We start from the raw sequence: 25,810 nt of genomic DNA, 5'->3' as shown, positions 1-25,810 counted from the left end.
TCCCGGGGCGATCCGCGATAATGAGCGGGAAGCCATTTCCGAGATCGCTTTGCGCCAAAACAGGTGAACGGTCGTGGTTCGCTCTAAAGTGGTGCGGGATTAAGTCTCCTTCACGAAACGTTCGCCCAGGCTGTGACGCACGTCAGGGGATCGAATCATTCGGGCGAGGTACCAGGCCTCGGTATCGGCCCGATCGGGCCAGAGAACAAAGGTTCCATCGGTTGGAGTTCCATCGATGGGATCGGGGAATGGATCGAGCTGAAAGTCGGGATGTTGTCCGAGGAATCGTTCGACCTGATCCGTTGTCTCGGAGCGAACGAGCGAGGGGACCGCGTAAATTAAGACCCCTGCAGGACGGACCCCGGAGGCCACGGCACGTAGCAGACCGGCTTGCTGCTCGATCATTTGATTCAGGTGAGCCCGATCCATGAGCCAACGAAGAGCTGGATCTCGGCGCCAGAGTCCCATGCCCGTACAGGGAGGTTCGAGTAATACCCCATGATACGTCCCCGGCTTTCCGACGACGTGACGGCCATCCCAGATGCGCGTGGCCACATTCGAATACGGGCCTCGTTGGGCAATTCGGGCGGTTCTTACGCGGTTCCTGGCGTCAAGTTCGGCGACGATCAGGGTGCCTTTACCCGACATTCGATCCGCGAGAAGAACAGCCCGTTCGCCTCGGGGTTTGCCTGCGTACCACCAACGTTCTCCTGGATCCGCATCACAGGAGGCGATGACGACCAGGGAGGAGAGGTCTTGCGAGACGATATCACCGCGTCGAAAAGGTTCGAGTGATTGAAGGATGGTTCCAGGATCGAGCAATGCGGCGTCGGGATATTGGGAGTGCACGTGAGGAGAACAGCCGGCGCTCCGGAGTTGATTCCAGATGACCTCGGGCTGACCTCGGTAGACTCGGATCCAGGGAGGGCTTGGCTGCTGGAGTGTCTGAAGGAAATCCGCGACTCGGTGTTTGAGCGGCTGACCGCCGGGCGGTTCGAGGAGTTCGTCCCGAAGCCAGCGGGGAAACAAGGCCCAGGGTTCGGTGGTGGCCCGGGGCTGTTCTACGAGGCGACGGAAGGCCTCGGCCCGACGAGCCCAGCTGGGGGCGTTGCCGATCGGAGAAAGGCAGCGGGGATCGACACCGATCTGGCGGGCCCAGACGCGACACGCTTCGGGAATCTCCGAGCGATCGAGCAATACGGCGACCAGAAGTCTTGACTCAATTGGGTCAAGTCGGAGTGGCTCGATCCAACCCCACCAGCGGAAGAGCGAATCAATCGAACGAGAAACAAAGAGACGGTCGACCAGGGAAAAGGCTCGGAGTCGCTTCAGAGACGATGTGACGAGCGGCTCGGGCCGCCGGTGATCGCCGAACACGGCCGACTCTGCCTGCAAGGCAATTGAGGCGGTTTCCCTGGCCAGGTCCGCTGCGGAGACCGCATGCTCAACGAGCAAGGCCGTCGGATCATCAGATTCGGCCTGATCGCGGTCGAATCGAGGAGGACGCGTCGAGGAAGGGCCGGAGCGACGGCTGCGAGCGGGTCGAGGAGGCCTCATCCTTTTCGCCTCCGAGCGCCCGAACGGCCCGGACGATAGCCGGCTGATCGTGGCCCTTTGCCACTTCGAGAATTTTCTGAATCTGAAGCGAATGAGGCTTGTCCATCGGACTTCGACTTCGAGTCAATCTGGTGGACGTAGCGACCTTCGGCAATGGCCTTGTTGGCTCGTTCCATGCGGGCTCGAAGGGCGGCCTTTGGAGGCTGAGAGGGGATCAGGCAGTCGCACCCAGCTCCAATCAGGTCGGATCGACCAGCCTTCAGCAGGGCGTCGCGGACCTCAAAGTAGTTCTCGGGCTTGAAGAACTGGAGCAAGGCCCGCTGAAGCTTCCGATCACGGAGGTGACGGGCGATGTAGACTTCCTCGCCGGTAAACGGGTCGAGCCCGGTGTAGTACATGCAGGTCGCCACATCGAACGGGGCCGGGATGAAATCCTGGACCTGGTCGGGCTTGTAGCCGTTACGCTTGAGGAACAGGGCGAGGTTGATCATCGCCTTCAGGTCACTGCCGGGGTGCGAGGCAATGAAGTAGGGGACCGTGTACTGGGTCTTCCCGGCCCGCTGGCTGGCGGCACGGAAGGCGGTGTCGAACGATTCGTAATCGTTGATCTCCGGCTTCTTCATCCGTTTCAACACTTCGGGGTCAGTGTGCTCAGGGGCCACTTTCAGGTGGCCGCCGACGTGGTGGGCGGCGAGTTCTTGAAGGTACTCGGGGGATTGCTGCGCCAGGTCCATGCGGACGCCCGAGGCGACCAGGACCTTCCGAATACCAGGAATTTCGCGGCTCTCTTTCATGAGGTCGATCAAGGGGCCGTGGTCGGTGCCGAGCAGCTTGCAAATCTTCGGATGAACGCAGGACTGACGCTTGCAAACGGCCTCGACCTCGGGGCGGGTGCAGGTCATCTGGTACATGTTCGCGGTCGGGCCGCCGATATCGGAGACAACTCCCTTGAAGTTGGGGTCCTGGCCGATGGCCTGCAACTCCTTGAGAATCGAATTCTTCGAGCGGGATTGGATGATCCGCCCTTGATGCGCGGTGATTGAGCAAAAGGTGCAGCCGCCGAAGCAGCCGCGCATGATGGTCACGGAGTCCTTGATGGATTCAAACGCCGGAATCGGTTCGTCGCCGTACATCGGGTGTGGCCGACGGGTGTAAGGCAGGTCGTAGATGCGGTCCATGTCGGCCTCGGTAACGGGTAAGGCCGGGGGGTTGCAGACGATCGCCTGTCGATCGTGATACTGAACGAGGCGTCGGGCATTGAGTGGGTTCGTTTCCTGGTGGATCATCCGGGTGGCCCTGGCAAACTGGACCTTGTCGGACCTGACCTCCTCGAAGGTCGGGAGCGCGAGGCAGTCGGCCGGGGGCAATTCCTTAGCTCCCAGGGCATAGGCCACGCCTCGCATGTCGCGGAGGTCCTTGATCGATTCTCCCGAGGCGAGCCGCCGGGCGATCTCCAGGATCGGTTGCTCACCCATGCCGAAGACCACTAGATCGGCCTTCGAGTCGAGCAGGATGGAGCGTTTGACCGTGTCGCTCCAATAATCGTAATGTGCGAGGCGTCGCAGGGAGGCCTCGACCCCGCCGGCAATGACCGGAACGCCGGGGAAGGCCTCGCGGGCTCGCTGGCAGTAGGGCAACGTCGCGCGGTCGGGACGAAGTCCGATGCGGCCTCCAGGGCTATAGGCGTCGTCGTTGCGGACCTTCTTGTTGGCCGTGTAGTGGTTGATCATGCTGTCCATGTTCCCCGCACTGATGGCGAAGAACAGGCGAGGGCGGCCGAACGTGCGCCAGGGGTCGGCGCTCTTCCAGTCGGGCTGAGACAGCACGGCGACGCGGTAGCCTGCGGCTTCCAGAACCCGGGCAAGGATGCCGTTCGCGAAGGACGGGTGATCGACGTAGGCGTCTCCGGTGACGAAGACGACATCGACGGCATCCCACCCTCGGGCGTCCATCTCCGATCGGGTGGCGGGAAGGGGAGGAAGGAGTCGAGGCGCTCGATCATCGAGGACCGGCAACTGGGTCAAGGCCCGGTTTGGCTCGTTCGGTCCGGTCGCGATCGGTTGAAGTTGAACGAGGTCCATGAGCGGCAATCGCCAAGGGTCGGATTTCGCGAATCGAGGGGAGAAGCCTCAGTCCTGAGCAGACCATTCTACGATGCGAGCCAGCCCAAGTTCGAGCATGATCTTCGATTGCAACGGGTTCCGCTCCAGCATTGCTGCCAGAATCCCCCGCTCACCGTGCCATTTCAGACCCGAATCGGAGGGACAAGCGGCCTGCGAGATCGCGCTTCGGATCGTGACCGGGAACGCTCTGGAACGCATGGCATCCTGAAGTGTAAGTCACTGCAATTTCAGGGCTTCGCGAGTATTGGTTGGGTTCGTTCCGGGATTCAAGACAGAGCGATGGGTTCGTTTCGCGCTGGCGATTCGATCCGGTTTGGGTGTGTTTGGCGACGAGCGGGACCGACCGAAGACGAAGGCGAATGTTGTTTGCCAGAGCCGAGCAAATTGCCAAAGAGCGGAGGGGTCGAAGGTACGAACCGCCTGGCGAATCGATTACAGGATGGAGTCGCTTCCCCACTGAAATGATCGCGAATTCTCACAAGGGTAGTCACGTTTTCTTCGAGAAGGGTTCAAAGGCGTGTCGGGGGATGATCCCAGGACCGCCCGGATTCAGGGATACGTGCATTACGCTCGATACACTCGTGATTGTGAGGGTATGGAAGAATGGTGGCCCTTGACGCTCGCAGAGAGATCAGAACCCCGCTGAGTCTGTCGGCTTATCAGGTCGCTGGAATTGTCGTGAGGCCCAGTGGGGAGCAATGGCAAGTGTGGCCATCTGGAAGGCGAGGCGAGGGTCGCGAAGGATGCGAAACAGAATGGGGCGATGCAGGGAGAGGGAGCGACGGAGGCACGAGCTGGCCAGGGGGGCGTTGCCGGCGTGAAGGGCGTCGAGTGATCGGTTGAGGTAGGCGGCCGAGAGGGATCGATTGGCGGACCGGCGCAGATTACGAGGATGGGGAAGGACGGCGGCGTCGTGGGAGTGGATCTGGTCGAGGAGCTGGGCCACCTCATCAAGATCGGACGACCCGCGATGAAAGCGGTGCGTTTCACTCTCGGCATGCCAGCGGACGGCGACCGAGGGAGTCGCGAGCCAGGCGACCGACCAGCAGCGGGCAATCCGGAGCCAGCAGTCCCAGTCGACGGCATAGCGATATGCTGGGTCAAAGCCGCCGACGTCGTTCAGGGCCTCGACGCGGAGCATGACCGTGGAGCATCGGACCGGATTTCGCGCGGCCAACTCGGCAACGAATGAACCGGGAGGGAAGAAACGGTCCGTCGGGCCGAGGTCCGGGCGTTCGATGACCGAAGGGGAGATGGGGGAGCCGGCCGCGTCGATGACCTGAAACGCGCCACAGGTCATGCCAAGTCTGGGATGCTGGGCAAACGCCGCGAGATGTGCGGCAAGATGGCCGGGGAGGAGTCGATCGTCTTGATGGATGATCGCCAGAAGCGGAGTTGTTGCGAGGGATGCACAGCGGTTCCAGTTGCCGGCGAGGCCGAGACGTTCGGGGTTGATGAGGATCCGGGCTCGATCGCCAGCGAGTTGTCGGATGATCGTGAGTGTCTCATCCTCGGAACGGTCGTCGGAGACCAAGAGGTCGAAGGGATCAGCGACCGATTGATCGAGGATCGAGCGGAGCGTCTCGGCGAGGTGGCGAGCCCCATTGTAGGTGGGCAGGGCGATGGTAAGGGGGACGGAGGTGGGAGTCATTCCGGCCCGTGATTCTCAGGAGGGTTGTTTGGGGGCAAACGGCCCACGTGTGAGTTCGCCGGCCGTGTTCCGAGCACGCTGACAAAAGATCAAGGCGTAGCGGGGTTTCCCGCATGACGCTGGGTCAGGTCTCGGAGGTGGTCCCAGGTGTAGAGGCCGGAGGAGTGGGCGTCGTTCCAGGCGATCCGGACGGCGTAGCTGCCAATCGGTTCGAGGGCCTCGATACGGAGGTCGGGGCGGATGGTGGCGGGGTCGAGGATGCGGGCGCCGGTCCATTCGTCCTTGCAAGAGGCGCAGGGACACTCACTTCGGATGAAGTGATACGGAACCCGAGAGGTGCCGAGATCGGTCCAGGAGAGTTCGAGGGCCTGATCGTTCTGATGGGCGCGGATGTTGGTGGGTGGGTCGCTCATGGGTGGTAAAGGAGGTATGAAATGAGGAGGGGAAATTTCAGCCACGGATGGAACATGGATCGGGAGAAGGAAAGTGAAAGGGCCTGGAAGGTAAGAGATGCAGGATGGCCAATGGGATGAGCGTGAGTTTCCGGTAGACCTACCGCTCAAATGGGACGTCTCCGTGGTTGTTCCGTGGTCCATCCGTGGCTGAAATCTGCCTCTGTTCTTAGGCGAAGATCTCGGTGATCGGGCGTTGGGAGGCGATGGCGAGCGGGCGGTTGAGCCGATCGAAGACCTCGGTCTCGGGGTCGATGCCGAGGGCATGATACATGGTGGCGGCGATGCTCTCCAGAGGAACGGGGTCGATGGCGGGGTAGCCGCCGATGCGGTCGCTGGAGCCATAAACGGCGCCGCCAGTGGTGCCGCCACCCGCAAAAAGCACAGTGTAGCAGCTGGGCCAGTGGTTGCGCCCCTTGCCGTCGCGGTCGCCGATCTTCGGGCCGCGGCCGAACTCACCCATCCAGACGATGAGCGTTTCGTCAAGCAGCCCGCGATCGTCGAGATCCTGGATCAAGAAGGGGACGGTTTGATCGGTGATCGGCAGCAAGCGGTTTTTGAGATCGTTGAAGTTGTCTTGATGGGTGTCCCAGCCGTTCGAACCGTTGCCGCCGATGGATCGGGAGAAGTAGACGGTGACAAACCGGACGCCGGTCTCGACGAGCCGACGGGCGAGCAGGCATGACTGGCCGTAGGTGGTGCGGCCGTAACGGTCTCGGAGGGCGTCGGGCTCCTGACTGAGATCGAAGGCCCCCTTGACCCGAGGAGAGGCGAGCATGGAGAGGGCGCGACTGTAGAATTCGTCGATCCCTCGGGCGGTCGCGTCGTATTCGAGAAGCTGAGCCTGGCGATCGATCAGTTCGAGGAGGCCACGGCGGTCGTCGAGGCGGCCGAGCGGGGTTGATTCGGGCAGTTCCAGCTCGGGGAGGCGGAAGCCAGGCTCGCTGGGGTCTTGACCGATGAAGAAGGGGTCATATGGCTTGCCGAGGAAACTGGCGTGCTGGCCGGGGGTGACGCTGCCGTCGCGCAAGACGTGCGGATAGGAGACATAAGACGGAACCGCCGGGTCCTCGCTTGGGCGGAGCTTGGAGACGACGGAGCCGTAGGAGGGGAACAGTTCGAGCGTGTCTCGCAGGCGGATATCGTCGAGCGGGGGAGCATGGCCGGTCAGGCTGTAGTAGCTGGCCGAGTTGTGGTTTTTCATCCGGTGGTGGACGGAACGAATCTGCGCGACCCGGTCCATGACCTGGGCGAACCGGGGGAGATGCTCGGTGACGTTCACCCCTGGGACGGCCGAGGCGATGGGGGAGAACTCGCCTCGGATTCCTTCGGGGGCGTCTGGCTTCATGTCGAAGGTGTCGATGTGGCTCGGCCCACCGAACTGGTGGAGGAAGATGACGTTCTTCGCGGTCGCCGGGCGATGCGGCTTGCTCGGGTCTGAGGCCGCCCGCAGGACGCTCGGGAGGGAGAGGCCGGCGAGGCCGAGGCTCCCGACGCGCAGGAGGCTCCGGCGCGAGAGGCGGCTGGTGGCCTGGAAGTCGGGGCATCCGCGATTCATCGGGTCGATCTCCCGGTCATCTGGGGCGAGGAGGGAGGTGAGTCGTTGAGGTCGATCACTCAACGTCGTAATAAGAATTCCTTGCTATTGACCAGGGCCCAGGCGATGTCTTCCCAGGCGGTGCGCGGGTCGGGTGCGCAGGAGAGGTAGTTAAGGGCTCCAGACGACTCCTCGTCAGTTGGCGGGCGGCAGAGGGAGGCGAGGTAAAGTTCGTTCAGAATGGCCTGTTCGCTGAGGTTGGAATCGAGGAGTTGTCCAAGGCGATTGGTGGGATCTTCGAGGATGGAGCGGACGGATGAGCCGTTGATGAGTTGAAACGCCTGGGAGAGGGTGGTTTCCTCGGATCGTTCGCATTCGCAGGTGAGCAGACGGTCGGGCTTGCCGAATGCGTCGAGGAATTCGGGGCCGGTGTTGGCCCCGGCGAGGGAGACGGCTCGGGTGCCGGGGGGGACGCCCTCAAGGTCGGCCGGTCGGTCGAGGGCCGAGGCGATGGCGTCGAGCAGGACCTCGGCGGGAAGAAGCTTGATTCGAGCTCGGGTGAAGTTGGCTTCGTCGTCGACGTTGGTCGGGCGGGGGATGGAGTCGAGCCCGTAGACCTCCGAGGTCATGATCTGCCGAACGAGGGGTTTCACCCGGTGGCCGCCGGCGATGAAGGCGTTGGTGAGGGCGTCGAGGAGGGCGGGGTTGCTCGGGGGATTGGAGGATCGGAAGTCGTCGACTGGGTCGACGACCCCCCGGCCGAACATGTGGAACCAGACGCGGTTGGCCATGTTCCGGGCGAATTGTTCGTCGTGCCGGGTGAGCCAGTCGGCGAGGGAGGCGCGGGCGTCATTGTCGTCGGCGAACTCCAGCAGGATGTTTCCGGGGGCGGTGGGAGGGACGCGATCGCGCGTGACCGGGTGGGTCATCCCGGGTTTCCCGCGGAGATGGATGAGGACGTCGCCGTTGATCTCGTGCGAGTTAAGCCGATCGCGCCGGGAGTTATTGACTTCCTTGCGTTCGATGTTGGCGAAGGCGGCGGCGATGCCGTAATAGTCGTCCTGGGTCCAGATGTCGAACGGGTGATTGTGGCATCGGGCGCATTGCAAGCGAACGCCGAGGAAGATCTGGCCGAAGCTCTCGGCGCAGGTCTCGGGATCGCGGTTCGTGCGGTAAAAGCTCACCGGCGGATTGCTCCAGGAGGAACCGGAGCCAGTCAGCAGGGCCTCGGCGAAATCGGTGAGGGGGACATCGGCGTCGATCTGGTCGCGGAGCCAGCGCTGGAAGGCCCAGACGCCTTTCGGCCCCATCGTCTTTTCCTCGTTGCGGAGGAGGTCGGCCCACTTCAAGGCCCAGAAGTCGGCGAACTCGGGACGATCGAGGAGGACATCGACGAGGTGGGCTCGCTTGTCGGGATCGTCGGAATCAAGGAAGGCGCGGGCCTCGTCGGGGGTCGGAAGGACGCCGATGGCGTCGAGGTAGGCGCGTCGAAGGAAGACGTGATCGGAGGCCGGGGGGGAGGCGTGGATCTTGAGGGCTTCGAGCTTGGCGAAGACGGCCTCATCGAAGGGGGTTCTCGCCTCGGGCCCGTCCCAGGCGAAGGAGGGATGATCGGGCAGGAAGGCGAGACGGGAAACGGCGTGCCTGCCAAGGAATCGGGCCGAGACGACCGACTCTCCCGAGCCATTACGGCGGACAAGGCCGGAGGGAGAAACGGACACTGCGGTTGGGTCGTCCACGTCGAAGGCCGCCAGTCGGGTCACGTCGCGGGTCGAGCCGTCGGCGAAGGTGGCGGTCACGATGACCTGCTGGCTCAAGCCTGGGAAGGCGTTGATTCGTTCGCTCGGGAAGATGGAAAGCGAAGCTATTTCGGGGACGGAGCCGAGGTCGTCGTCGGCCCCCCCGGCGATCCAGGAGCGGAGGATGTGGGCCTCGATGTCCTCGGTACCGAAACGTCGGCCTCCCTCGTGGGGAAGCTGACCAAGTGCTTTCAGAAGGATGAGGCTCGACTCGGGGACCATGGTGTCGATCCGACGGGCAAGGACCCCTCGGGTCATGGTCAGCAGGTCAAGTCCTGGGTCATCGCCACGGAGCGAGAGCTTGAATCCGCCTTTGCCGTTGAGATTGCCGTGACATGCCCCCATGTTGCAGCCGGCTTTCGAGAGCACAGCGGCCACGTCGTGCCGGTAGCTGATCGGCCGAGGGGAATCGTTGGAAGCTGTGGTAACTACCGCCTCAGCATAGGACCCTCCAAAGCGAGCGACGAGGCGGGTCGACCCGCCGCGGGCTGAACCTGGGGTCACCACGCCGGGGGGAGATATCTGAGCCATTCGGTCGACATCGACGGAGAACGTAGCCTCGGACGTGACGTCACGCACCGAACCGTTAGGCCAGTGGGCAGTGACGACGATCTGCTGTCGGTCGCTCGGGTCGGTCAGGTGGATCGAGGCGGGCTCGATCGAGAGGGAAGGGAATGAGGACGAGGTAGCGGTGACTGTCGGCAGCGGGAGGACGATGAACAGCAGCGTGTGAACGGCCGATCCGAATCGGAATGACGAGGGAAGTCGCACAGGGCTTGCTCCTCGGAGGCGAAGGCGGGAGGACCGGGGCACGAGGAGGACCGATCCGGTCGGGAGGTGACCGAATCTCCGTCAATGATTCAACATAGAGCCAATCCGCAAGGCGCGTCAAGCGATTGATGAGCGTGAGCTGAATGCGCGTCCTGGCTTTCGCTGAAAATCCCTCCGAGTCGATCGAAGGCAAGATGTTGCGGAGACCAAACGTATTCACGCCGAGAGATCATCCCTTGCGGAGAAGGAGACGGGGAAACCGGGACGCCTGCCTTGTCTGTCGTGCAGTGGACTTGAAAAGTCTTTACAATTGGTGTTGACTCCGAGACCGACTCGGCCGAACGATCGGTCACTTCGCCTTGCTCAATCCCACTGAACTTAAAGGAGCGCAACGTGGCGCATATCGTCTGCGAGCCATGCTTCGACTGCAAGTACACCGACTGCGTCGTGGTATGCCCGGTCGATTGCTTCTATGAAGGGGCGCAGATGCTGTTCATCCACCCGGAGGAGTGCATCGACTGTGAGGCCTGCGTGCCGGAATGTCCGGTCGAGGCGATCTTCCACGAAGATAACGTGCCTGACGAGTGGAAGGAGTTTACCCCGCTCAACGCGGAAGAATCACCGAAGTGTCCTGTGATCACGGAGAAGAAGCCGGCACTGGAAGGTGAAGGTTGCGTCGGGAAGTCTTGACGAAGGATTGCGGACGAACGGGCCATCCCGCGTGGATGGCCCTTGCTCCACGTTGTGTCAACTCGGAAGTTTGACCATGGGGCACTCATCGTGGACGTTCCCCCAGACTCGGTCGAGTGGGTGAACGATCGGGTCGGAAGAGGGCTCACGCAATCGAGAAGATCGACTGGCGGGCGATCCCAATGGAATCGGGTGGACGGCGGTCGTGGTCCGAGTTTGGACTGCGAGTGAAGATCCGTCACTGCCGATTGTGGAAATCGTCCCGATTCCAGAACGCACCTGGACAGCGCAAAACGCAAGGCGAGCGGTCCGGAAAGGAGCCGCTCGCCTTGCGTGATGACGGGGTGTCAATCGGAATCAGGATCAGATTCCGCGACGGAAGCGAGTCAGAGAGAGCAGGTCGTGCCAGGGACGCTTGCCTTGAGGAGCGGTCTCAGCGGCCTTGGTCTGTTTGCCGGTGAGGAGACCTCGCAGGGCGTCTCGGTCGCGGCGAGCCTGTCCGGCAGTCGCTTGCTGAGAGCCGGTGGTCTGAGCGGCCCGTCCGACACCCGTTCCGGGCTGGAACGTGATGGTGGGGTTGTTGGGGCCGACGTTCACCGGGGCGCCCGGTTCGCTCGGAGTGACCGCTTGAGGAGCACCGAAGAGGACCGAACCAGGGGGCAGTGGGGTCGGAACCGGCGAGGTCGGCGACCCCGGAATTCCCGGGAACCCAGGGATGATGACCTGGCTGGAGGGCTGGAACTCGTAAGCTCCGACATCCGCCGGTCCGAGGTTGGGGAAGCCGCGATTGGGCACATCGACTCGGGGACGTCCGAGGAAGTCGGCCGAGGGGGCCGCCTGTCCGATGGCCGCGTCAATCGCAGCCGAGGACGGGGTCAGACCGAAGTTGCCGTCGAGCAGGGTCACTGTCGGTCCGTCGAATCCGGGTCTCGGGTCTCGGGCCGCGATGAAGGCCGGTTCACCGATGTAGTTGAAGGCAGCCGCTGCGGTCGGGGTAGTGCTGATGGCACCCACCGGGAAACCGAGCAGCGGGTTGTTCGGGTTTGAGCCGAACATGTTGCCTCGGACCTGGGCGACCGGAGGATAGACCGCCAGGTGGGTATCGGTAGCACCCGGGGTACGGGTGTTGTTCTGCCAGAAGATGTTGTTGACAACATCGGCAACCACAATCGACCCGGTGTTCAGGGTGGCGTCGTAGACCACCATCCCGCCGTTGTTGAGGGCGAAGGTGTTGTTCGCCACCCGGACCGGCTGGATTGGGTCGGTGTTGTCCCCATCCTGGAGGAACAGGCCGGTTCGGTTTCCGGCGAAGACATTGCTTTCGATCCGGGCGTTCGAGCCGGAGGATCGAGGGGTGATGTCGAGCCCGACACCACCGTTGATGATGATGTTCCGGTGGAATTGACCGCCGGAGTTGATCAGCAACAAGCCCTTTGAATCCTCCTGAATCTGGCCCGTGCTGACGTTCGAGAGCGGGGCAACGATGGCGAAGCCACGAAGCTCGGTGTCGACAGCGCCGCCGAGGCCGATCAGGTCGGTCCCGATGACCGAGACCTCAGGACCGTTCGGATTCAAGGGAGCCCGGATGATGGTGGCCTGAGCCCGACCGGGGACGACGTTCGAGTCGGTGCTCGAGAGGTCCGCCGAGACCAGCCGGACGAGCGACTTGAGCGTCACCGCCTCGTTGTAGGTCCCGGGCAGGACCGCCACGGTATCGCCGACGGTGGCCGCAGCCAGACCGGCGGCGATGGTCGGGAACGGGTTGTTCCGCGAGCCGGTGGGGTTGCCCGTGGTCTGGGTGCCGACAAAGAGGAGGCGTTCCTGGCCAGGGGTGAAGACCACGATGTCGAGGGAGAAGCCGCCACCTTCGATCGGGTTTCCGGCCCGGTCGGTGATCGAGGGGTTCAAGGTGACCCGGTAGGTGTCGTTGGCATCTGCTCCCGTGACGTTGAAGCTCACCCGGATCGGGCCGCTCGGGCTCGTGGCGAGGTACTGAACGTTCAAGGAGCCGAGGTCGACGCCCGCGGTTCGGTCGTCTCCGGTGCCGAAGATGCCATCCTGACCGGCGCCGATCACCTGGATGGAACCAGGAGCGGTCAGGCTGGAGAGCAGGAGGTTCTCGTCGGCAGTGAAGGAGACCTGGAAGCCACCGCTGCTGACCAGAGAGCCATCGGTCGGCGTGGTCGAGATGATCTCCGGAGATCGCGTATCGAGCACGAACCGGATGGTGGCGTTCGGGTCGTTCGGGTCCGACTCGTTTCCGGAGACGTCGGTCACCCGGACGCGGGCCCGGCTGTAGCCGGTATCGTCGGCGGTGCCGAAGATGCCGTCGGGACCGACGTTGAACGGGCTATCGGGCAGGGCCTGGTTGGCCGTGATGACGAAGTTGCCGTTGGCGTCGGTGATGGCCTGGCCGATCCCGACCAGGTCGAAGACGCCGTCGCCGTTGCTGTCGACGTCGAGCACCACCGTCTGATTGACCAGCGGGTTGACCGGCGGGAACAGGTCGGTGATCCGGCCGACGAAGGTCGGCATGTCGACGTTGGTGATGCCGACCGGGAAGGTCGGATCGTTCGTCGGATCGAGCATGAAGCTGCCCGGAACGACTTCAGGCGCCCTCGTGTCGATCGTGAACGGCAGGATGAAGTTGCCACCCGGGAAGCCGTCGCCCGAGGGCAGGGGGCCAGGCAGGCCGTTCGTGGCGATGTTCTCGCCATCGAGGGCGTTGCCCTGACGATCGCGAATCACATTGCCGCCGGTGCCGACGAGCGTGATCCGGTAGAGGTCGTTCGACAGCAAGAGGTTGGCCGAGGCCAGCTCGATGACGATCCGGTTGGTGGTCGGATCAAAGCTCACCAGGCCTGAGAGCGGAATCGTACGGTCGGCCGGGCTGTTGGCGTTGCCGAAGATGCCGTCGCCGCCGGAAGCCTGAAGCACGATCGTCTGGCTGTTGACCGTCAGCGGGTCCAGATCCTTGTTGATCTGGAAGCTGATGGACTGAGGAGACTGATTGACGCCAGCGACACCACCGGGGGTGTAGATGCTGATGTCTTGCGGGTTGCTGGTCGACGGGTCGATGATCGTGGCGAAGACACCGTCGCCGACCCCGTCTCCGTTGACATCAGGAGCGCCCTGATTCGTGATGATTGGCGGGTTGAAGCGACGGAACTCTCGGGCCCCGATGTCGAAGTACGGCCGGCTGCCGAAGCCGAGATTCGGGGTGTTGGGATCGTCGATCCGCAGGAAACCTTCCAGGTCACGTTCGCCCCCAAGCGGTCGGAAGGCGAAGGTGGCGGCACTGGAGGCCGGACCCGGGAACGAGCCGGGAGTTCCGAGCAGGACCGGGATGAACTGGTCGACGAATCCACGGCCCGGTGTGCCGGGAAGCGTGATGACATCGAGCGTCGACGTGGGGTTGCCGAGGCTCCCGAACGCATTCGTGCGCCCGGTGGTGTTGCGGATTCCACCACTCGCATCGAGGACCTGATTGGACACCGGTCGGAGCATGTTGCCGATGGCCAACGGACCGATTTCGCTGATCGCGGCGTCGATCGCGACCGAGCCGGGCTGGAGGAAGAAGTTGCCGTTCTGCGGGTCGAGGAACCGCGGGTCGCCGAAGATCGGGTTGTTATTCCCGAGGAATCCGAAGCCAGCGATCGCCGGGTTGGTGATGTCAATGTTGGTCGCGTAGTTGTTGAAGACGTTGAACAACAACTCGCTGCCGCCGACCATGCCGGTGGTCCGAACCGCCGCGGCTCCAGCCTGATTGCCGATCGTCCCGCCATCGAAGATGTTGTTCATCCCGAAGAAGTAGACGTGCGACAGGCTGTTTGACGGCGGGCCTGCGTTATAGTCAGGCGCCTCGGCCCGGAAGCCGACGCCGTTGTTGTAGAAGGTGTTGTGCAGCATCACGATCTGAGTCGGAGACTGCGCTGTGTCGTTGTTGCCCGTGGTCGCGTTGACCCGAACCCCGACCGGCATGTTCGCGATCGTGTTGTTGACCAGGAACAGGTTGACCGGCTGGCCTCGGAGACCGGCGATACGGCTCGGTCCACCGGCGATGAGGGTTCCTCCGATGTTCGTGATCTCTCGGGCGATCAGATCGAACCCTTGATCAGCGAGGATGCCGGCGTCCCGGAAGCTCGACAGGTTGGAGTTCGAAACCGTCCAGCCATGCTGAGCATTAAACTGTGTGGCCGGATCAAGGCCGAGCTTCTGGGTGCGAAGCTGGTCGTTTGCGTCGATGGCGTCGCTGTCGTCCAGGTCGAAGGCGTCAACGATGCCGCCAGCCTGGAACTCGATCCGGTGGAGGAACCGGATGTCGGCGTTGTCGATGAGGCTGCCGTTGCGGGAATCGAAGAGGTTGTAATCGAAGAGGCTGCCGCCACCGATGGCGATCATGCCGCCGTCGCCGGGGGCCGGCGTGTCGAGACCGCCGGGGATGTTGCGGCCGCGGAAGTCGGCGAACCAGGTGTTCGACTGGTCGACGCCGCGGACGACCGGGCCGGCCGTGTTGTCCCGCAGCGAGGTGATGACCACCGGAACACGCTGCTGACCGGTCGACTCGTTGGAACCGATGCCAATGATTCGGATCTGGCTGCCATAGCCGGGATCGACGGTTGGGCTAGGAGCGTCCGGGTCGGCACCGTCGTCGTAACCGACGTTGAAGCCTGCACCGAAGAGGTTCCCCGTGACGTTGGCCGTCTGCATGTTGAGGGCCGGGTCGATCGCGTCGCCGGGGCCGGGGTTGCCGATCGGTGTGTCGTTGAAGAGCTTGACGACCAGTTCCTCGCCAGGGCGGGCGATCCGCTCACCGTTGGGGAGCAAGGTGTCAGGCAGGGCACTTTGAAGGGTGAGCGAGACCGCGGGCTGGAGTTCTGCCCCGAAGGTGGTGGCACTCGGGAGAGGCTTCGAGCCGAAGCCGCTGTTGTTCCAACCTGCCAGAATGACCGTGCCTCGGAGGACGTGGACGATGTCGGTGTCGTCCCAGACCGAGTCAACGGTCAGGTTCGGGCTATTACCGTTGAAGGGAACGGACTCGGCATAGAAGTCACCCTGGAAATTCACCGGGGGAATGACGAATCCGCCCGTGCTGACACCCAGGCCGTTGATCGAGTTCCGCTCCATGACGTTGCCGCGGAAGAACGGGTTTCCGGAGAGCAACGGACGGGTCGGATCGGCGGCGAGGAGCTGGTTCGGAGATACGAGGATCGGGACGTCGAAGTTGTCGAAGAAGTCGTTGTTCGTCACCGAGACGAAGGCACCGGCTCCGAATCCGGAGAGGTTCAGCACCTGACGGTTCCCCAGGCCGCCGCCGGGGACAACGATCCGGCCGCCACCGTAGCGGAATTCGGCCTCGTCGATGACCGCTCGGGCTCCCGGAGTCACGGAGATGCTTCCCCAACGGAGCGACGGGCTAATGTTGCCCGGAGAAGGTTGCGGGTTGTTCGAGTTCCCGTCGGTGGCGTTGGCCGGGACGATCGTTCGTCGAACGCCGGTGGTCGGGTCGAAGAAGAAGGTCTCCGCCGCGTCGTCGAAGAGCGTAGTGAACAGCGGCTTGGCGTCACCCCGATTGCTTGGCCTGAAGTTCGCGCTGTTCGGCCCGAAGCTCGGGTTCGCATCGAACTGGGTGATGTAGGTCCGGTCGCCGATGTTGAGGCTCGCGCTGGTGCTGGCCACCGCGATCGAGGAACCAGGGCTCGACTTGACCATCATGCCCGGCTGGACATACAGCCGGCTTCCGATCCCACCCGAGGTGCCTCCGGTGATGGTGTTCAGCCGTTGGCCGATGATGAGCTGAGAGTTGAGGACGTAAGAGATCGGATCGTCGATGACGAAATTCCGGACACCGCCCTGGCTCGACGGATTGTTCGGGAAGAACTGAGCGTCGGTCTCCTGGGCTTGGACTGTTCCCAGAGCGGGCCGAATCAAGAGTCCATTGATCGAGTTGTCCACGAACTCGACGCGGCGGACGAGGGGACCGCGGGCGATGGTGTCTTCCCGGAGCGAGTCGAGGTCGGCCGAGATGGCGGCCTGCGATCCGCCGGCTCCCATACTTTCGGAGACGGTCGTGTTGGTAATCGTCGGACGACTGTTGAACAGAGTGATCGTGTCGTACCGCGTTCCGATCGTCTGCGGGACGGCACCACCACCGAAGCGGATGTTCGCCTGGTTGATCAGGGACATTACATCCGAGGCGCCCGAGAGTCCGAGCTTGCCGTCGACCGGGAACTGGGCGGGCAAGCCGGCTCGCCCGTTGGAGACGTCGTCGTAGTTCCGGAAGACGATGCCGCCCCAGTCTCCGCCGCGAGGAGTCGTATTGGTCCGGTCGCGATTGGTGTCGCCACCGATCGAGTCGTCCAGGTACGAGGTGATGAAGACCGTCTCACCCGGATTCGTCCCGCCTCGAATTTGCAGGGCCGATCCCTGATTCTGGACAAAGAGCGAGGCGTTGAACATCTTCAGCGCCGAGCCGGGATTGAAGACCAGGGTGGTCATTTCCGGCACGGAGCCGCTGGCATCCCCCTCCGGAATAGTCGGGTCGATCCCGGCCGGAGGAGCAATCACAAACGTTTCCTGAACGGTCTGGAAGTTACCGGTGCCAGGCCGCGGAATGCCAGGGAGAGCCACGATGACGACCGGGCCTTCCGAGCGATTCTGCTCAGCCTCGAAGAAGGCGGAGCGGTCGAAGCGACCATTGCCGTTGCGGTCGAGCAAGGGGTTGAAGCCGGTGCCGAAGTTGGCCGACGAGTTCAGGTCGCCCCCGTTCGCAGCCGTTGGCCGGGCTTCCGGCAGCAGCGTGGCGAAGGGCCGCTGCATGCTGCCATCGGGATCATCGGTCGAGAGGAACGGATCGTCCTGATAGTCAGGGCGGGTGTAGATGATATTCCCGCGGACCCGACCATCGGAGCCCAGTCGCTGGCCAGGAACGACGGCAAACCCGGTGACGAACGTACCGCCGCCGACACCGTCGCCGGTGAGGCCGTCTCGGTAGGTTCCATCGGGCATGAAAACTTCGAAGTCGCTGCCCGCGGGCTTCTGATTGCCGAGGAATTCGAGGTCCGCATGGTTGCCGAAGACGTCTCGGATGATTTCTGCACCCGAGTTCGGCAGGACGATGCGGTAGTAGTCGGGCTCAAGGGGTTGTCCCTGAGGCAATTGCACGACTAGGCGGTTTCTGAAGCCCGGCTGGCCGAAGGTGGCACCCGGAACTGAGTTGGTCAACTGGACCGTGAGGCCGGAAACGGTTGTAAACCCTGTCACCCCGTTCAGGCCGAAGTCGCCGTCGGCATCGTCCAGGGCCGAATCGGCCGATCGAATCAACTGGATGGCGTTGGTGTAGTCGCGATCCTCCAGAGTGTTGGAGAAATCGATGTGGAACATGGTCGGAGGCGCTTCGGCCCGAGGCGTGAAGCCGGGGACTGGAACCTCGTAGAAGGCTCTGGGGCCGCTCTCAACCGTTGTCCCAGGGACCGGAGAGGGGCTGAAGGCTTTGAAGCTGCTGATAAAGGTCGCTTCGGGTTGCAGCTCAAAGAAGGTGAAGAAGCTCTGATTTCCGGTCTGACCGGTGTTGTTATCGAGCGGGTTGCCTGCCGCGTCTCGGATGCCCGAGAAGTTGGCTTCCTGAGTCCGGGCCACAAGGACGTAACGCCCTGCCGGAAGCCCATCGGAGAATGTCAGATCGACGCGAGCGGTGTAGGGGTCGGTCGAGACGTTCCGATTCGTGGTCGAGGTGAACGTGGCACTCTGAATAAAACGGGAGAAATCAATGTCGTCGGGCGTGCCGAGTTGACGGTCGGGGCCGAGGTTGTAGAGCGAGTAATTTCCTAGATTCTCGGCGGTGCGGGGATCGAGCGCGGGCACGTCGAGTTGGACCGGAACGGCGAGCGGGTCGTTCGGGTCGGTCGGATTGATCGGATCCGCAAAGTTCAGCGTGATGTTGCGGAGGTTCGAAATCCGGGAATCCATCGGAATGGAACTGGTCGTGACCAGTGGCCCGTTGGTGTCGACCCGGAAGGAGAGCTCCGAGCGACTTGCCTTACCGGCCGTGGGCGGCCATTCCACTTCGCCCACCACCACGATCCGAACCTGATGGAGCCCAGGGCGGAGGGTTTCGGGGGCCTGGAAGGTGAAGAAGCCCGAGGCATCGGTCGTGACAATCAGATCGGGAGTCCCGACGAAGCCGTTGCCATTGGGTCCGATGTCGAGATCGAAGCCGCCCGGTCGATCCTGGATAAACTGAATGGCGACCTGAAGACCGGCGTTGGTGGCAGGGAACTGAGCAGAGACAAAGCCGGCGAAGGAGGGTCGCGTCTGGTTGGTGTTCCGATCGCCGGGAAGACCGGTGTCGGAGGTGGTGGCCATTCCGAACTGAACGATCTGAGGGGCAGTGACCAGTCGACCACCGAGATTCTGGACGAAGGAACCACCCGCAACACCATCGCCAGACGGGAATTGGCCGTTGAAATTCCCATCAAGCCGAAGGCCAGTCGCGTCGCGAGCCTCGTCGCTCACGACCAACGCGTAGATGTCTGAAGGCATGGCCGTTTGCGGCAAGCCTCGGAGATCGTAAATGGCCCGGTTGTTCGGAGCGTCGTAGAAGAAGATCGCCCGGGGGTCGTCGGTGACAACGACATTCGAGGGATTGTTGAACTGGCCGCTGCCACCGGTTCGGATGAGCTGGACGGTGCTCTTATTGATGGTCGAGGCTCGCATCGCCTCGCTGAACTGAACGACAATGATCCGGCCCTGAAGGAGCGTGTTGGTGACACGAGGGGCGATCACGTCGTTAATGGAGAAGGCTCGGTCGAGCCCGACCAGCTCGCTTCCATCCTGGGCTCGGATCGCACCATCGGCCAGGCGGAAGACGTAGGTGCCGTTGACCTGAACATTAGGTGAGGCGACATTCAGGGTGATCGGGAACCGAACTGTGATCGGATTCACTACAACCGGGGTACCGACCGCAATGGAGACCCCAGTCGGAGCGACGGGGAAAGTGAGGTCGGAGGCCTGGACGGAGGTCGGATCAATCGGCTTCGAGAATTCGAGTTCAACGAACGTGGGAGCCGACCCGAGGACGGCCACGTTGGCCGGAGTCGAGGCCACGACGCGAAGCTGATCGATTGCCGTCATCGATCGCACGGCGTCGACCAAACCGAAACCGCCACGGTTATCCCACGCCCGAGCCGGGGTACCGTTCACCGGAGTGGCCGTGTTGACCAACGCCTGGCGGATGTCGGAGGGGCGGGACGAGGGGTTGAGCTCCTTCATCAAGGCCGCAAGGCCGGTCACGTTCGGAGCGGCGGCCGAGGTGCCGAAGAAGTTCGGTGAACCATCAGGCTCGATGTCGAGCCCAGGAATGAAGAAGGACGTATTCGTGCCCTGAGGGCCGGCAATATCAGGCTTCAGCAGCAGTTGCGATTGAGGGAGTCGGTTGCCGGCCGCATCGAAGAAGTAGAGGACCGGACCGAGGGACGAGAAGTCTGCCGTCGGAGTCGGAGTCTGTGACGAGAAGGGGGGAGCGTCGAAGTAGTTGACGGCACCCACGCCGATGGCGTCCGTGTGCGCCGGATGACCGAAGGTCGTCGGGTAGGTGGTGGCTCCCGCATTGCCGAACCGCTGGTCAACCGTGAGGCTGTCGAAGAAGGTCTGGAATCGGACCCGAGAAGGGTCGGGGCCGCCGGTGACTCGGATCGCGAGTTGGTAGGTTCCTGCAGCGGGGATGACCTCGAATTCCTGAGGAGCCGCACTACCGATGTTGTTGTTGACCCCTGAGGCCACAACGGTACCGTTGGCATTAATGATGAAGAAGTCAAGGTTGGTGTCGGCAGCGCCGGTGAACCAGGGATCGTCCCACCACATGACCACTCGGGAATTGGCCTGAGTGGTGGTGACCTGAAGCGTGGTGGAGACACCCGGGCCGGGATCGAAGTCGAGGAAACGGCCAGCCCCAACTCCGTTGACGGTGGCGTTGACACCGCGGAAGTTAGTCTCGATGCCCTGATCGGCATCGTTTCCGGCCGCGCTGAAATAGGTTACTTCGTCGTTTGTTGTGACATCAGTGATCGCCTGGGCGATCAGACCTGGCTGGAAGACGGGTTCGCCAGCAAGGCCGACGTCGTCGACAATCAGCTGGGACCCTGCCTCACGGGCCAGACGGCGCACACCATCAGCGAATGCAACGGGACCGAGGAAGCCGGTGTGGAAGGCGAAATTGCTTCCCGGAGCGATGTCGTAGATCAACTCCATCATCGCCCGGCCTTCGTCGGAGTTGCTTCCTCCAACGGGCTCATCGAGCAGAACGTTGATGCGGTTTCGTGGGGGGAGGTCACCGGAGTTGATCGAGTCAGCCAACCCACCCTGGAAGCGGTCGGTACTGTCGGAGATCACCCCGATGGTGACGCCGCTTCCATCAACATTGAACTGGCTCCGGGCGACGTCGGCCCGCATCACCTCGTTGGCCTGGTTCGATGCAGAGCCTTGGGTCCGCAAGGCCGGGGTGAAGATTGGCGTGATGGTTCGGACGCCCGCCATTTGTGAGACCGTGCCGAGTTGATTCAACGGCAGGAAGCCTTCGACGATCTGATTGCGCGAATCCGTCGCGACGATCTGCATCCCTAGATCGGTGAGTGTCTTCGAGAGACGATCGAAGCCGATGGACCGATCGCTGAAGATGTCCACACCAACCATGCCGTTGCGGAAGGTGATGAACTGTGACTTGGCCGCGATGGTCTGCTGCAGGGCGTCACCGCCAACTCGGCTCGCCTCGAACAGCTCGGAGAGGTGTTTCCCACCGTTTCCAAAGACCGGCCCGTTCAACGCGGCCGCGGTGACCTGTTGAGGTGTCGTAAACCCTGAGGAGAGAAGCGTCCGCTCTTCCAACCGCTCCGGGCTCATGTCGCGTCGAGCGAGCCCACTGAGGGAGCGAGGACGATTCCGGCCTGGCTTGCGCTTGTCACCCTTGAAGCTGCCCATCGAACGACTCCTGGAATTGGTCCCGCCCCCCCACTCGTCCGCCGGACATTTGGTTTGCGTGCCGACGATGCCCCGCGACGAACGGGGAGTTTCTCCCGGGGGATGCTCGGAGATAAGGTGCGATCAGATCCCAAAGTGTTCCAACGTCCCGGCCAAACTCGGCCAGGGTCCCGACGCGAGATGGTTCCGCCCCGCGCGCCACGCTCGTTCAGTCATCGACCTCCTCAACCACTGGCTTCGAAGGGCTTTGGTCGGGTCAGGACAGTTGAATCGGTCGAAGCGCTGAGACGGAGAAGTCATGAATGCACTCACCCAATCATGGCGACGTGCCCCGGGGCGAGTCAAGTCCCTGTCCGTGGGATTTTTTCGAGGTGGGATCAAAAGGTGTGTTTGTCGCAACAATCCCGAGCGGCTGGACGTTCCGTTGGGCCGTGGCTCGATTAGGAGTGTGCGGCCTGGGACGGCGGTGTCAAACCGCCAGGGACACGATCGCTTCGAACGGTTGAGGGTCGGACGGGATGATCGGGATTTGACACGATTGATCGAGAAACCCGCCATGACGGAGACCGTGGAGGAAATGATTGCGAGGGGAAACGATCAGCGCATTGGGTTGGCCGAGGTGATACCGAGGCGAGCCAGTTCGAATTCGAGACTGGGGGTATCGCGGTAGCAGATTCCCTGCAGACCCGACTGGCGGGCTCCCTGAACATTCTCCGGCAAATCGTCAATGAAGATGCAATCAGCCGGTTCGGTCTCGGCTGCCTGGACGCAAGCCTGGTAGAACCCGGACGACGGCTTCAGATGGCCGATCTCGTACGAGAGGATCAGGTGATTGAAGTGGGTGAGCGTTTCGGCGAATTGACGGCGGAAGCGTGAGGCGTGCAGGTCGTTGGTATTCGAGCCGAGGATCAGACGGTGGCCGGTATGACGGAGGCGCTCAATCAAGGGGACGAGGGTTTCGTTCGGCCAGAAGATATCGGACCAGGCCGCGATGAATTCGTCGGGCAAGACGTTGAGGGGTTTGAGCAGGTCGCAGCAGGCGCTCGCGAAGGCTTCAGCGGTCAGTTGACCGATCTCGAACTGGGCCACGAGGTCATTGAGCCCAGCCTTGCGGGCGGACTGAAGGAGCGACTGGGCTTGTAGTCCGCGGGGATGGGCGATCGCCTCACAAGCCCGAGCGTAGTCGAAGAAGCCGACCACATTCCCAAAGTCAAAAATGATGGCGGGAGCGTTCATTGAGGGCAATCGTTGATGAAGGATGGGTTGAGCACTGAGGAACCAAAGGGCCGTGATTGTAGCAATTCCAGGGTCGCGCCGGCACGAGGCCCGGTCAAACCGTTGATCCCGAGTCCGCGAACATCCCTTCGTCGGGTCGCTTGCGAGAAGGATCGGCATCTGTCATCGTAGGAAGACGGGTCATGAGGGCGGCGCGATTCGGCAATTCTGTGCAGGATCGCAACGGAGAATTAAGGAACGTCGTTGTGAGCATTGCGGAGAAAGCGCTCGAACTGGTCGTCGATGGTACGGTGATCGGCCTCGGCACCGGACAGGCTGCTTCCGAATTCGTTCGACGGCTGGGACAGCAGGTCCGTGAGGGATTGGACGTGCGGGGGATCGCCACTTCCCGGGCGACCGAGGCTCTCGCGCGAGAAGTGGGGGTTCCGCTGCTCGGGCTGGGGGATGTGGAGGAGATCGACGCAACTTTCGACGGAGCTGATGCGGTTGATCCCCAGCTCGACCTGATCAAGGGGCTCGGTGGGGCCTTGCTTCGGGAGAAGATCGTGGCGGCGTCTTCTCGAACCCTGATTATCCTGGTGGGTCAGGAGAAATTGACCAATCGGCTCGGCCGGGGATACTGTCGGCAGCTTCCTGTAGAGGTCGTTCCGTTCGGCTTGCCACTCGTTCAGCGGAAGTTGTCGCGATTGGGCCTCGAGGCGGAGCTTCGATTGCAGGAAGGTCAACCGGTCCCGACCGATAACGGAAATTACACCATCGACATCGATCTCTCGGCGCTTGACGAAGAACCGAGCGAATTGAACGACCGGATTCGGGCCATCCCGGGGGTGGTCGAAACGGGTTTTTTTCTGGGAATGGCCCGGCGGGTCCTCATTGGCCGGGACGATGGTTCCGTGGAGCTTCGGCAACGAGACGAGTAAAGGGGCGATCCTGCCGTCGTGTCCGCGGCAGCTCGAAGGCCAAACTGATTGTCCGATCGCGTTCCCAGTTCCAAAGATCACGGTGATCGACGTCTCGCGAGAATCGTCGAGGCCGGATATGATGTACGGTCAGATTCCACGAGCTTCGGTGAACGTGTCTTCGCCGGATGGCCTCAGTTCGCTCAGAAGGAACACCGACTCAGGGTAGCGACGTCGATGGCGGATCGTTCCAACCATTATGAGGCGGCCTTCGAGGCGTACATTCGCGCTCGAAAGGTCCCTTGTGTGGCGATCGATGAGGCCAAACGATCGCTGGCCCCGGAGGGTGGCTTGAAATCACCGGATTTCCTGCTTTATCCGAGTCTGGGCCCGAACCTGGTGGTGGAAGTCAAAGGCAAGCGCGGTAAAAATGCCCTGGGCCGTCGTCGATGGGAGAACTGGGTGACGACCGACGACCTCGATGGTCTGGTACGCTGGCAGGCGTTGTTCGGCCCGTCATTTCAGTCGGTGCTGGCATTCGTGTATGCCGAGCGACCTCCGACATTCGGCCTGCCTCCGGGAGAAGGGGGATTTTCCTTCCGGGGGAGAATCTATCGATTCTGGGCGGTGGGTCTCGATGATTACCTCACGCATTTGCGGTCTCGAGGCCCTGCCTGGAAAGCGGTAGCGATGGCGCGTCTCGCCTTTCGAAAGCGTGTCCGACCGCTCGATGACTGGTTGCCGATGACGCCCGGGGGCTCTCGTCCCGGATCGGCCTCGACCTCGAAGGAACCTTCTCGATGAGCCTGTTGACCCGAGTTGCCCGAGGATTGATCCTGGCAATGGCCCTTGGCTTGGTGACCCCGATTACCGTAAACGCTCAGGACCCTGGACTGGCTCCGGCTGGTGAGGAGAGTGAAGGGAAGCCGCTGTTCGGCTACCTGGCTGCCGGGGCGGGCTGCATTGCCATGATGTTCGCAATCAGCCTATCGGCCCGCCGTTGATTCCAGGCTGGTCGTCCTGTCTCGTGCGTGTTTCCGCTGCCCAACATGGGGGTGGCCAACTCGTCCTCCGCCTGACCCGCCGAAGAACCCAATCATGCTGACCGCCTCGACCCCTCGCTATTCGATCGACGAGGTTTCCTCGATCTACCGAACACCCTTGCTGGAACTGATTCTCCGCGCTTCGGACGTCCATCGGCGTCATCAGGACGTCGGAGAAGTTCAGGTCTGCCGCTTGCTCTCGATCAAGACCGGTGGATGTCCGGAGGATTGTGGCTATTGCCCGCAGTCGGCTCACTACGAAGCCCCGGTGAAAGCCGAGCCTTTGATGGATGTCGACGCGGTGGTGGCCGCTGCCGAGGCCGCCAAGTCTGAAGGCTCGACACGCTTCTGCATGGGGGCCGCCTGGCGCGAAGTGAAGGACGGCCCCCGCTTCGAGCGAGTCCTCGAAATGATTCGCCGGATCAAGGGGCTCGGCGGGCTGGAAGTCTGCGTGACGCTCGGGATGCTCAACGCCGATCAGGCTCAGCGGCTGAAAGAGGCCGGACTCGACGCGTATAACCATAACCTCGACACGTCCGAGGAATACTACGACCAGATCATCACGACACGGACCTATGCCGATCGGCTTCAGACGCTCAGGCATGTGCGAGAGGCGGGGGTCTCGGTCTGCTGTGGCGGAATTCTTGGGATGGGAGAGTCGGAGGACGATCGGATTAGCTTGTTGCACACCCTGGCGAACCTTCCCGAGCCTCCTGAATCGGTGCCGATCAACGCCCTTGTGCCGGTGGAAGGGACCCCGCTGGCCGATCAGGCGAAGCTGGATGTCTGGTCGATGGTCCGGGCGATCGCGACGGCTCGCATCCTGATGCCGACGGCTCGGGTGCGGCTCTCGGCGGGTCGGCTGTCGATGAGTCCCGCGGAGCAGGCCCTCTGCTTCCTGGCCGGTGCAAATTCGATTTTTGCCGGGGAGAAGTTGCTGACCACCCCGAACCCGGACGTTGACGCCGACCGCTTGCTTTTCGATCAACTCGGGCTCAAGCCGATGGAGGCCGACCCGCGCTGAGACCCGACCCTCGGGTCCAGCCGTTTCGGTGGCCGAGTCATGGCAGAGTCGTCG

Annotated in this window: 13 protein-coding genes; 5 read left to right on the top strand and 8 right to left on the bottom strand. The window is 62.6% G+C overall.

From position 1 onward, the window contains the following. Positions 1-99 precede the first annotated feature (99 nt). The 6 genes from HG800_RS23975 to HG800_RS23950 all read right to left on the bottom strand — a co-directional run bounded on the left by HG800_RS23975 (position 100) and on the right by HG800_RS23950 (position 9,890). Positions 100-1,557 carry a hypothetical protein gene (locus HG800_RS23975; RefSeq protein WP_169980354.1) on the bottom strand — a complete coding sequence of 486 codons (1,458 nt, stop codon included), beginning with the start codon at positions 1,555-1,557 and terminating at the stop codon, positions 100-102. Then, a complete protein-coding gene (locus tag HG800_RS23970) occupies positions 1,554-3,509 on the bottom strand; it encodes a YgiQ family radical SAM protein (RefSeq protein WP_390622661.1) in 1,956 nt (651 codons plus the stop codon). The genes HG800_RS23975 and HG800_RS23970 overlap by 4 nt, the downstream gene beginning before the upstream one ends. 802 nt (positions 3,510-4,311) lie before the next feature. Continuing rightward, positions 4,312-5,331, bottom strand: a complete 1,020-nt coding sequence (locus HG800_RS23965; RefSeq protein ID WP_169980350.1) for a glycosyltransferase family 2 protein — start codon at positions 5,329-5,331, stop codon at positions 4,312-4,314. 89 nt (positions 5,332-5,420) lie between these two features. After that, positions 5,421-5,744 carry a DUF971 domain-containing protein gene (locus tag HG800_RS23960; RefSeq protein WP_169980348.1) on the bottom strand — a complete coding sequence of 108 codons (324 nt, stop codon included), beginning with the start codon at positions 5,742-5,744 and terminating at the stop codon, positions 5,421-5,423. A gap of 208 nt (positions 5,745-5,952) precedes the next feature. Continuing rightward, positions 5,953-7,341: a DUF1501 domain-containing protein gene (locus HG800_RS23955; RefSeq protein WP_169980346.1), complete on the bottom strand. Its 1,389-nt coding sequence runs from the start codon at positions 7,339-7,341 to the stop codon at positions 5,953-5,955. Positions 7,342-7,400: 59 nt separating this feature from the next. After that, the gene (locus tag HG800_RS23950) at positions 7,401-9,890 is read right to left on the bottom strand and encodes a DUF1549 and DUF1553 domain-containing protein (RefSeq protein ID WP_169980344.1); all 2,490 of its coding nucleotides are present in this window, start codon (positions 9,888-9,890) and stop codon (positions 7,401-7,403) included. 393 nt (positions 9,891-10,283) lie between these two features. On the opposite strand from HG800_RS23950, the gene HG800_RS23945 reads away from it, so the two are divergent. After that, positions 10,284-10,580 carry a ferredoxin family protein gene (locus tag HG800_RS23945; protein ID WP_169980342.1) on the top strand — a complete coding sequence of 99 codons (297 nt, stop codon included), beginning with the start codon at positions 10,284-10,286 and terminating at the stop codon, positions 10,578-10,580. A 363-nt stretch (positions 10,581-10,943) separates the two neighbouring features. On the opposite strand, the gene HG800_RS23940 is transcribed toward HG800_RS23945, so the two are convergent. Beyond that, positions 10,944-21,554, bottom strand: coding sequence for a S8 family serine peptidase (locus HG800_RS23940; RefSeq protein WP_169980340.1), 10,611 nt, complete (start codon positions 21,552-21,554; stop codon positions 10,944-10,946). A 597-nt stretch (positions 21,555-22,151) separates the two neighbouring features. Further along, on the bottom strand, positions 22,152-22,790 hold the full coding sequence (locus tag HG800_RS23935) for an HAD family hydrolase (protein WP_169980338.1): 639 nt from the start codon (positions 22,788-22,790) through the stop codon (positions 22,152-22,154). 245 nt (positions 22,791-23,035) lie between these two features. On the opposite strand from HG800_RS23935, the gene rpiA reads away from it, so the two are divergent. From rpiA to bioB, 4 genes are all read left to right on the top strand, one after another. Further along, complete coding sequence (gene rpiA, locus HG800_RS23930) at positions 23,036-23,710, top strand: ribose-5-phosphate isomerase RpiA (RefSeq protein ID WP_206352426.1); 675 nt, start codon at positions 23,036-23,038, stop codon at positions 23,708-23,710. A gap of 216 nt (positions 23,711-23,926) precedes the next feature. After that, positions 23,927-24,493, top strand: a complete 567-nt coding sequence (locus HG800_RS23925; protein WP_169980334.1) for an HYExAFE family protein — start codon at positions 23,927-23,929, stop codon at positions 24,491-24,493. After that, the gene (locus tag HG800_RS23920) at positions 24,490-24,693 is read left to right on the top strand and encodes a hypothetical protein (protein ID WP_169980332.1); all 204 of its coding nucleotides are present in this window, start codon (positions 24,490-24,492) and stop codon (positions 24,691-24,693) included. Before HG800_RS23925 ends, HG800_RS23920 begins: the two co-directional genes overlap by 4 nt. 94 nt (positions 24,694-24,787) lie before the next feature. Continuing rightward, positions 24,788-25,756 (top strand): biotin synthase BioB, encoded by a 969-nt coding sequence (gene bioB, locus HG800_RS23915; RefSeq protein WP_169980330.1) that lies wholly within the window; start codon positions 24,788-24,790, stop codon positions 25,754-25,756. Positions 25,757-25,810 lie beyond the last annotated feature (54 nt).

The organism is Tautonia rosea (genome assembly GCF_012958305.1).
GTDB classification, from domain to species: Bacteria; Planctomycetota; Planctomycetia; order Isosphaerales; family Isosphaeraceae; genus Tautonia; species Tautonia rosea.
Note: the sequence above shows the minus strand (reverse complement) of the source record. Positions and strands in the feature narration are given on the sequence as shown.